The organism is Actinomyces sp. ICM47, assembly GCF_905369875.1.
GTDB lineage: Bacteria > Actinomycetota > Actinomycetes > Actinomycetales > Actinomycetaceae > Pauljensenia.
The window spans coordinates 1-9697 of the sequence record NZ_CAJPJE010000065.1; the positions used below are offsets into that span (position 1 = coordinate 1).

At 62.2% G+C, this 9697-nt stretch carries 8 protein-coding genes and 1 pseudogene; all 9 read left to right on the top strand.

All coding sequences use genetic code 11. The annotated features are described in order from the left end of the window. Positions 1-155 (top strand): annotated as a pseudogene (locus QZ149_RS10025) (iron siderophore ABC transporter substrate-binding protein); the annotation flags it as partial. 39 nt (positions 156-194) lie between these two features. Beyond that, positions 195-1193: an iron ABC transporter permease gene (locus QZ149_RS09615; protein ID WP_291451219.1), complete on the top strand. Its 999-nt coding sequence runs from the start codon at positions 195-197 to the stop codon at positions 1191-1193. After that, positions 1190-2230: an iron chelate uptake ABC transporter family permease subunit gene (locus QZ149_RS09620; RefSeq protein ID WP_291451220.1), complete on the top strand. Its 1041-nt coding sequence runs from the start codon at positions 1190-1192 to the stop codon at positions 2228-2230. The genes QZ149_RS09615 and QZ149_RS09620 overlap by 4 nt, the downstream gene beginning before the upstream one ends. A gap of 4 nt (positions 2231-2234) precedes the next feature. Continuing rightward, the gene (locus QZ149_RS09625) at positions 2235-3029 is read left to right on the top strand and encodes an ABC transporter ATP-binding protein (protein WP_291451221.1); all 795 of its coding nucleotides are present in this window, start codon (positions 2235-2237) and stop codon (positions 3027-3029) included. A gap of 291 nt (positions 3030-3320) precedes the next feature. Further along, on the top strand, positions 3321-4397 hold the full coding sequence (locus QZ149_RS09630; protein ID WP_291451222.1) for a hypothetical protein: 1077 nt from the start codon (positions 3321-3323) through the stop codon (positions 4395-4397). Between the two features lie 217 nt (positions 4398-4614). Continuing rightward, positions 4615-5892 (top strand): procyclic acidic repetitive family protein, encoded by a 1278-nt coding sequence (locus QZ149_RS09635; RefSeq protein WP_291451223.1) that lies wholly within the window; start codon positions 4615-4617, stop codon positions 5890-5892. A gap of 10 nt (positions 5893-5902) precedes the next feature. Beyond that, a complete protein-coding gene (locus QZ149_RS09640) occupies positions 5903-7246 on the top strand; it encodes a replication-associated recombination protein A (RefSeq protein WP_291451224.1) in 1344 nt (447 codons plus the stop codon). A gap of 125 nt (positions 7247-7371) precedes the next feature. Then, positions 7372-7995, top strand: coding sequence for a 30S ribosomal protein S4 (gene rpsD / locus QZ149_RS09645; protein ID WP_009056277.1), 624 nt, complete (start codon positions 7372-7374; stop codon positions 7993-7995). Positions 7996-8113: 118 nt separating this feature from the next. After that, positions 8114-9697: alanine--tRNA ligase (alaS, locus tag QZ149_RS09650; protein WP_291451225.1), on the top strand; the 1584-nt coding region annotated here is incomplete at its 3' end.

A 9697-nucleotide genomic window follows, 5' to 3' on the forward strand; every position in this document is an offset into this window, starting at 1 on the left:
AAGCCAAGTCGACCGTCGGCTTTGATTCGCTTCGTGCCGTTCAGGCCGACCACGTCATCCCCGTCGACGGCTCCCTGTGGACCTCCACCGGCGGCTACCTCCTGATGGACGGCATCGTTTCCTCCATCGAAGCCCAGTTTGTCCCGGCGTCCTGACGCTGGAGATGAGCGCGCCCGATCAGGCGTGGGCCTGACATGAGAGCCCGCAGCGTGACCAGCGCCGCCACCGCTTGCGCCGTGGCGGCGCTGGTCCTTGCCCTCATCATCGTTGCTTCGCTGGCGCTGGGGTCGCGGCACATTGAACCTGCCCTCGTGTGGGACGCGCTTCGCTACGGAGGCCAGACCCAGGACGCGCGGGTGGTGCTATCCCTTCGTGTACCCCGGACCGTTGCAGCGCTCATCATCGGGGGCGCGCTCGGCTTAGCGGGATCAATCATGCAAGCGATGACGCGCAATCCGCTCGCTGATCCTGGCATCCTCGGCGTCAACGCAGGGGCTGCCTTCGCGGTCGTGTCGGCGACCGCGCTCATGGGCGTGTCGACGCGCGCCGTCACCCTCGGCGCTGCGTTGATAGGATCCGGAGTAGCCTCCGCCCTCGTCTTTGCACTGTCTGGCCGGGGCGCACGCACCTCGCGTGCACGCCTGGCACTGGCGGGTATCGCTGTGTCAGCTGCACTGGCGTCGCTGACGTCGGCCATCCTGACGGCCAACCAGTTTGCTTTCAACGAGTTCCGCTATTGGGCGTCCGGCTCCTTCGAGGGGATTGGAGTTGATTCGCTCGTCTTGGCGAGCGTTGTCATCGGCGGCGGGACGGTGCTCGGTGCGCTTCTGACGTCCGCTCTTGGCATTCTGACGCTCGGAGACGAGGTCGCCGTTGGTCTCGGCGTTCGGGTACGGCTTGTTCGAGGACTCGCAACCCTGGCAGTCACAGCCCTCGCGGGAGGAGCGACCGCACTCGGGGGTCCCCTCACGTTTGTTGGTCTCGCCGTGCCGCTCCTCGTCCGACGCGCGGTTGGCGCGCGTCATGGCTTGATCGCTTTCTGGTCCGTCATCGTGGGGGCTGTGTGGGTGTGCGTCGCAGATGTTGCCTCGCGCCTCGTGCTGGCTCCTCAGGAGGTGCCTGTCGGTGTCATCGTCGCGCTCATTGGGGCACCTTTCTTTATCGTAACTGCGCGTGGACGGGGGATGTCGTGAACAGCGGGCGTTACGTGGTACTAGCATTGCCATGGGTCTCGCTACGCATTCATCTGCGTAGTGCCACGGTCGTCGTTGCTGGACTACTCCTTGCCGTGTGCCTGTCCGTTTACTCGCTGACGCTGGGGGATTATGGTCTCAGTGCTGCAGAGTCTTTCCGTCGACTGATGGGCGATAGCGGGCCTCGAGACGATTTCTTGGGCGTGTACTTCGTGCAGTCTGTTCGTCTTCCGCGTGTGTGTGCAGCGCTGGGAGTTGGATGTGCGCTCGGCCTGTCGGGTGCCATCTTCCAGACGGTCTCTGGCAACCCGCTGGGTAGTCCCGACATCGTCGGCCTGTCGACTGGCTCGGCGACGGGTGCTCTCCTTGCGATCATTGTGTGTGGGTCCAGTCCTGCGACGACGGGCGTCGGAGCGCTCGTGGGTGGTCTCGTGTCGGGTGTGCTCATTCTTGCCTGCGCGGGTGGCGTCCGCGTGACAGGCATTCGGGTCGTCTTGGTCGGCATCGGTTTCTCCGCCGCTCTCCGCGCCATCAATTCACTGCTGATCGTCAAGGCTCCCCTGGAAGCGGCGCAGCGCGCGCAGTTATGGAGTGCAGGATCGTTCTCCGGTGTGACGATGGTGCGCATTGCTCCGTTCATCCTCGTTCTTGCAGTGACTGTGCTGGTTCTTGCCTGGCTCGCACGTCCGCTCGCTGTGCTTGCGATGGGGGATGATGTGGCGATGGCCTTGGGGGTGCGGGTACGCGAGGTGCGGATCGCGGTGATCGCTGCGGCGATGGTGTTGGTTTCCACGGCAACCGCTGTCGCAGGCCCGGTGGCCTTTGTCGCTTTGGCGGCCCCCCACGTTGCTCGTCGTGTGTGTGGTCACGGGGGAGTGGGGCTTGCATCGTCTGCCGTCGTGGGAGCGCTTCTTGTGCTCGCCTCCGACGTGGTTGCGCAACGGCTCCTGGCACCCCATGAAATGCCGGTGGGCGTCGTGACTGGCGTCGTGGGTGGCATCTATCTGCTCGTGTTACTCGTTCGTGAGGTGAGGTAACGTCATGATTCATCGGCACAATGAAGGTGGGCTTCGTGCCCATTCGATCACCGTTGGCTACGGGAAGGACTCTCCGATTCTGGAGGGGCTTTCACTGGATGTTCTGCAGGGCGAACTGACGGTCATCGTCGGCCCGAATGCATGTGGCAAGTCGACGCTGTTGCGGGCACTCGCCCGCGTGCTAAGCGTGCGCTGCGGCGTCGTTGAGCTAGACGGGCAGGTCCTGAATGACCTGAACCAGAAGGCCCTTGCGCGCCGCCTTGGTCTCCTCGCACAATCGTCTGTTGCACCGGGCGACATGTTGGTGGAGGACCTGGTTGCGCGCGGCCGCTATCCGCATCAATCCCTCGCACATCAGTGGAGCACGGAGGATGACGAGGCCGTGGCACGTGCAATGCGTGACGCCGGAGTAAGCGCATTCGGCTCCAGACGTGTCGGCGAGCTCTCTGGTGGGCAACGTCAGAGAGTCTGGATCGCGATGGCTCTGGCGCAGTCGACGGATATCCTGCTCTTGGATGAGCCGACGACCTATTTGGATCTGAATCATCAACTGGAGGTTCTGCGTTTAGCGGACCGCCTGCGTGAGGGGGGTCGGACAGTTGTCGCGGTATTGCACGATCTTCACCTTGCTTTCTGCTACGCGACGCATCTCGTGTGTATGAAAGATGGGCGGATCGTGGCTCAGGGAGTGCCGCGAGACATTGTGACGCCCTCTCTGATATCCGACGTGTTCGAGGTTGAATGCGTTGTCATCGAGGATCCTGAGTCGGGGGCACCGCTGGCCATTCCGCGTCGCTAGCGGGGGTAGAAACGAGATTCATAGTCTCAAATGTTGACCGGAAGGTCACTTTAGATGACAGTTATTCGATAATTTAGCTCACAATTTTTTTCAATTATATATAATTTTCCTTGTAAAATCAGGTTTTGGCGCACCGGTCCATGAATTTGCTTGTTGTTCGCAATTGCGTGTTGGGGATGAGCTAATAGGATGGAGCGTATAGCTCGTAGTTACTCGGACACTGACATGTCGGTCTGTTCATAATTGAGCGAACTTACTAAAATTGTCCATGAGAGAAGGAAGGTGGCACGCATGGCGCCACGGTCGTTCACGCGAAGCGAGGGGCTGCGCCTGTCCCTGCTTGCGTTGGCCGCGTCGGTGTCCATTGTTGGCGGCGTGTTTGTCACTGCAACTCCTGCTTTTGGCGAAGATGCCCTCCCGGATACTTCAGCCGCCTGTCTCGTTGCGCGGGGTCCGGAGTCGATGGCTTCTCTTTCCTCGATCGTGCATGCGGGCGAGTCGGTTCATGTTGAGGGTTCTGGCTGGGGTCCAGGTACTGAGCAGATACGCGGATTCGTTATCATCACCCTCGATGATGGCGAGACGAAGCGTCCTGATGGAATGGAATTGCCTAGCTGGGTTCCCGGTGCTGTTCGTCGTGATCGTACTGCCTGGGCCGTCGCCGACGTGGCGTCCGATGGGACCTTCTCAACGGATATTCCCCTCCCGTCGTCCTGGGAAGTTGGGTCAGCCCATACGGTTTACATCGGCGATGCCATCACCGGAACGTATGTCGAAGCCAAGGTGCGTGTCGTTGACACCGCTGTCGATGTTCGGGTGTGCACGATGAAAGCTGATGATCCTGAGCCCTCCGATCCTGACTACACTGTCGTGACGCCCGGCATGCCAAGGGAGGAAACTCCCTCTGCGCCCGCAGGCAATGATCCCGATGAAGCTGCCTCAATGGTGGCACAGCCCGCCACTCCTGCTGACGAACCGAAAGTAACAACCTCCGAGGTGAGAGGTGAGCAGGCTTCCGACGCTCAGGGTTCGACTTCGTCATCGACGGATGCCTCCGCGCCCGCTGACTCGGCGAGGCCTGGATCGCCACGTCCCGGGAACTCTTCGTCTCGGGGGGATACGAATGGTGGCTCGTCCCAGCCTGGAGCATCCACCCCCGATCCCTCTTCGTCCAGCGAACAGCAGAGCGTGTCCGCTTCTGAGATTGGACCTAGGTCTCGCTCGGAACGACAGGCCACGGAGCAGGCTGCCCGCGAGCAAGAGGGTCGCCTCAACGGATGGATCCTTGCAGGTGGTGGGGCGCTTGCGTTGCTCGGTGCCGTTGCTACGGTCAGCATTGTGCGCAAGTCGCATGGCTCATTCCACTAGATCGGGCCGCCTGCGCACGATGCCAATATGGTCACCATTAACCAGGTGGTGCGTGTTCGACCTTCACATGAAGCCGATGTAGCTGTTACTCTGGTTATCAGGCAATATCTTCTGAGTATTTAAGTCCCAAAGGAGAACCGTTATGCAGCACGGACGGGTTACTTCCGCCCTCGCAGCGCGGGTGCTCGCTGGCCGCAGTCGGGTAATGAGTGTACTCATGGCCCTATGCCTCTTCGCCGCAGGTGCGCTCGCCATTCCCGGTTTCGCTGCGCGTGCCGATAACAATGATGGTCCCCTCCCTATCCCGAACACCACGTTCGTTATCAACCTCGAGAATGCCTCCGAGTTTGAAGCGGAATACGGTAAGACAGGCTACTGGGGCGTCATCTTGGATAACGGTGGCGTGACACCGACCGCGCCTCTTACCTTCGAGCGCTCCGGTGAAATAGTCACGGTGACCGCTGATGACCTGTGGAAGGTAAATGCGCTCAACAACTACAGGATGGTCGTTCCGGTTCCTAACGGCGCCAACAACGCGGAAGGAGTGACCTGGAAACCCGGTAGTTCCCACTGGGTCACCGTCGTGATCTACAAGGACGACAAGACCCTGGCGAAGACAATCAACTACTCGGTGAAGGTCTTCGAGCCGTCCAGCCCGTCTGCGACGGCCGAGCCAACGCCGGAGCCGACTGCAGAACCCACGGGTGCCCCTGCGCCGGGACCGTCCGAGAGTCCCGCGCCTGCGCCTCAGCCCACGGGTGACCCCGCCCCGGGACCGTCCGAGAGTCCCGCGCCCGCGCCTCAGCCCACGGTTGCCCCTGCCCCGGAACCGTCGTCCGTGAGTCCTGCGCCCGCGCCTCAGCCTGATGATCCGCAGTTGCCAGTTGTCCAGCCGACCGCAACTTCTTCCGCGTCGCCTTCGGCAACGCCTTCCGCTTCGGCTTCTCCTGCCGCGAACGCGACGCAGCCGTCCGATACCCCGGTGTCCCCCGTATCGGATGTCTCTGAGCTGACTGATGCAAATAAGGGCGGCGTGAGCGCGGCTTTCACTGGTGGACAGCTGACGATCAATGTTCCCTCCGACAAAGCTGGCGCTGGCGAGTGGGTGAGCGCCAACATCATGCAGACGGGTGAAGCACGCTGGCTTCAGGTTGAAGACGGTAACAAGGTGACGATGGACGTGGTCGGCCTGCCCATGGGCGAATACAAGGTCGTCGTGGCGAACCGCTCACACCAGCTTGTCGGCTGGGCCGACTTTAAGGTCGCGTCGACCGTTGCGGCTGCCGGTGCGGGCGCGTCGGTGGATGCGTCCGATTCTGTGAAGTTGCATGCGGAGGTCCTGTCCTCCTCGAATGCCGCCGATGAGTCCGAGGGCTTGAACGGTTACCTGCTCGGTGCCGGTGCGTGCATGCTGATTCTGGGGGGCCTCGTCGTCCTCCAGGTTCTGTCCGGTCCGAAGATCGGATCTTCCTCGCAGGGAGTCACCCTGACGTAGGCTAGGTTTCATGGATCTGTTTGATTCTGAAGCATTCGACGAGTTGGGCGTGCCCGCGTTTTCCGCGGACGCGCCCCTCGCCGTTCGTATGAGACCTTCTCGGCTGGAGGAGGTTGTCGGCCAATCGCATCTGCTCGGTGAGGGTGCTCCGCTGCGTCGCCTCCTGTCGCCCGGCTCTCGAGATGGTGTGTCGGTATCGTCCGTGGTTCTGTGGGGTCCACCGGGAACGGGTAAGACGACGCTCGCGTATTTGATCGCCAGGGCGTCGGGCCGACGCTTTGTTGAGTTATCCGCTGTCTCATCGGGCGTGGGCGACGTGCGTCGAGTCGTGGACAGCGCGCGCCGGACATTGGCGAGCAGTGGTGAGGAAACAATCCTCTTTGTGGATGAGGTGCACCGCTTCTCCAAGTCGCAGCAGGATTCGCTTCTTCCAGCGGTGGAGAACCGATGGGTAGTGCTGGTCGCGGCGACAACGGAAAACCCGTCCTTCTCAGTGATTGCTCCGCTGCTGTCTCGCTCGCTCCTTTTGACGCTGCGTCCGCTTGAGTCTGAGGCGCTTGAAAGTCTCGTTCGCCGGGCGCTGTCCGATGAACGTGGGCTTGCGGGCCGCTTCGCGATGACAGACGAGGCCGTGGCTGGGTTGGTTCGCTTGGCTGGCTCGGATGCCCGTAAGTCTCTGACGCTGCTGGAGGCGGCGGCGGGGGTGGCCAGCGATGACGGGTCCGGTGAGATCACGGTTGCCAGTGTCGAGGCTGCTGCTAACCAGGCGCTCGTTCGCTGGGGGCGTGACCAGCACTATGATGTCACGAGTGCTTTTATCAAGTCGATGCGCGGATCGGATGTTGATGCGGCGCTGCACTACTTAGCGCGGATGATTGAGGCGGGGGAGGACCCGCGTTTCATCGCGCGACGTATCGTGATCGCCGCTTCTGAAGAGATTGGAATGGCTGCGCCCGAGGTGTTGTCCACATGTGTGGCCGTCGCGCAGGGCGTTGCTCTTATTGGAATGCCCGAGGCTCGCCTGCTTCTCGCGCAGGCGGTTGTTGCGGTGGCGACGGCACCCAAGTCGAACGCCACGTACCTGGCCATTGATCGGGCGTTGGCAGATGTTCGGAAGGGGCGCGGGGGAGCGGTGCCCGAGCATCTGCGTGACGCTCACTATGCGGGGGCGAAGACGCTGGGGCACGGCGAGGGTTACCTCTACGCTCACGACCATCCGCATCATGTAGCCGCCCAGCAATATCTTCCCGACGACCTTGAAGGTACCCGCTACTACGAGCCAACAGAGAATGGACATGAGGCGATCCTCACGAAGAGGCTTGCTGCCATTCGAAGTCTGCTGAAAAGACGCTAGGATGGAACAGTTGTCCGCACGAGCGGGCACCTGGGGCCTTAGCCGACGAACCGCTTCCGGTTTTGGAGTTGGCCCCATGTCGGGGATCCGCCCTGACATGACATGAGAAACAGGAAGAAGATTTCATGGCAACGAATCGTTCCCGCAAGCAGGTGCGCGAGTCCCGCGCCCTCGGCCTGGCCCTGACCCCCAAGGCCGTTCGCTACTTCGAGAAGCGTCCCTACGGCCCCGGCGAGCACGGCCGTACCCGCCGCCGCCAGGATTCCGACTACGCCGTTCGTCTGAAGGAAAAGCAGCGTCTGCGCGCCCAGTACGGCATCCGTGAGTCGCAGCTGCGCCGCGCCTTCGAAGAAGCTCGCCGCACTGCTGGCCTGACCGGTGAGAACCTGGTTGAGCTTCTCGAGATGCGTCTGGACGCCCTGGTCCTGCGCGCCGGCTTCGCCCGCACCATCCAGCAGGCCCGTCAGGTGGTCGTTCACCGCCACATCCTCGTTGACGGCAAGATCGTCGACCGCCCCTCCTTCCGCGTGAAGCCCGGTCAGACCATCCAGGTCAAGCCCAAGTCGCAGACCACGGTCCCCTTCGAGATCGCCGCTGAGGGTATTCACCGCGACGTGCTGCCCGCCGTCCCCGAGTACCTGGACGTCGAGCTGTCCCGTCTGAAGGCGACCCTGGTTCGTCGCCCGAAGCGCGCTGAGGTCCCCGTGACCGTCGACGTGCAGATGGTCGTCGAGCACTACTCGCGCTGACGTTTGTCAAATCGCGCCCCTGAGCACGTAGCTTGGGGGCGCGATTTTCTTTATCCCACAGTCCGCTTGTGCGTGCCGATGTGCCCACAGAGGTGGGGACGGACTAACATGGGGCACTATGCGTACGTCTGAAATCCGCACCCGTTGGCTCGACTACTTCGAGAAGCAGGGTCATGAGGTCTGTCCTTCCGTCTCCCTGGTGTCCCCGGAGCCGTCGATTCTTTTTACGATCGCGGGCATGGTTCCCTTCATTCCGTACATCATGGGCGTTGAGCCTGCGCCGTGGCCCAGGGCTACGTCGGTGCAGAAATGCATTCGTACCAACGACATTGACAACGTGGGTAAGACGACTCGCCACGGTACGTTCTTCCAGATGAACGGTAACTTCTCCTTCGGTGACTACTTCAAGGAAGGTGCCATTAACTTCGCATGGGATCTGCTGACGGGTTCGCGTGACGAAGGTAAGTATGGCCTCGACGGCGACCGTTTCTGGGTGACGATTTGGGATCAGGACGAGGAGGCTCTCGATGTCCTGACGAAGCAGGTCGGCATGGATCCCAAGCATATTGTGCGCCTGCCGCGTGTGGAGAACTTCTGGGATACGGGCCAGCCCGGCCCCGCCGGCCCCTGTGCCGAGTGGCACTACGACCGTGGTCCCGCATACGGCCCCGAGGCTGTGGGCGGTGCCGTGGATCCGGGCGGCGACCGTTACCTCGAGGTCTGGAACCTGGTGTTCGACCAGTTCATGCGTGGTGAGGGCACCGGCAAGGACTACCCGCTCCTGGGTGAGCTGGACAAAAAGGCGATTGATACGGGTGCCGGCCTGGAACGGTTGGCCTTCGTCATGCAGGACAAGCCCAACATGTACGAGATCGACGAGGTTTTCCCCGTCATTGAGGCCGCCATGCAGATGAGTGGCAAGCGCTACGGCTTGGGTGCAGCCGGTCCCGAGGCCGGGGCAGCCTACGACGATGACGTGCGCATGCGTGTTGTGGCGGACCACGTGCGTTCTTCGCTCATGCTGATCGGCGACGGTGTGCGCCCCGGTAACGATGGCCGCGGCTACGTGCTGCGCCGCCTGATCCGCCGCGCGGTCCGCTCGATGCGTCTCCTGGGCGTCGATGAAGCGACTATGCCGACACTGTTGACGGCCTCCAAGGATGCTATGAAGGCCTCGTACCCTGAGCTGGAGACGAACTGGAAGACGATCTCCGAGGTCGCCTACGCGGAGGAAGACGCGTTCCGCCGCACGCTCAGTGCCGGTACGACGATCCTGGACGCTGCGGTCGCGAGCGCGAAGGAGTCGAAGGGGGCCCCCGTTATTTCTGGTGCCTCCGCGTTCTCGCTACACGACACCTACGGATTCCCGATCGATCTGACCCTTGAGATGGCCGCCGAACAGGGCGTGTCCGTTGACGAAGAGGGCTTCCGCAGCCTCATGGCGGAGCAGAAGGAGCGCGCACGCGCCGACGCCCGCTCGAAGAAGACCGGGCACACCGACGTCCGCGTCTTCCACGACATCGAAAAGGCGATGGGCGGCGGTTCGACGTTCCTCGGCTACACCGAGCAGGCATCCGAGGCCACGGTTGAGGCGCTTCTCGTCGATGGCGTGGAGGCCCCGGCAGCCACCGCTCCCTCTGAGGTCGAGGTGATCCTGGATCGCACTCCCTTCTACGCCGAGATGGGCGGTCAGCTGGCTGAC

Excerpts from the sequence above, each read along its gene's own strand:
- QZ149_RS09615 (WP_291451219.1), top strand. The coding sequence starts at position 195 with ATGAGAGCCCGCAGCGTGACCAGCGCCGCCACCGCTTGCGCCGTGGCG.
- QZ149_RS09625 (WP_291451221.1), top strand. The coding sequence starts at position 2,235 with ATGATTCATCGGCACAATGAAGGTGGGCTTCGTGCCCATTCGATCACC.
- QZ149_RS09635 (WP_291451223.1), top strand. The coding sequence starts at position 4,615 with ATGGCCCTATGCCTCTTCGCCGCAGGTGCGCTCGCCATTCCCGGTTTC.
- QZ149_RS09630 (WP_291451222.1), top strand. The coding sequence starts at position 3,321 with ATGGCGCCACGGTCGTTCACGCGAAGCGAGGGGCTGCGCCTGTCCCTG.
- rpsD (WP_009056277.1), top strand. The coding sequence starts at position 7,372 with ATGGCAACGAATCGTTCCCGCAAGCAGGTGCGCGAGTCCCGCGCCCTC.
- QZ149_RS09640 (WP_291451224.1), top strand. The coding sequence starts at position 5,903 with ATGGATCTGTTTGATTCTGAAGCATTCGACGAGTTGGGCGTGCCCGCG.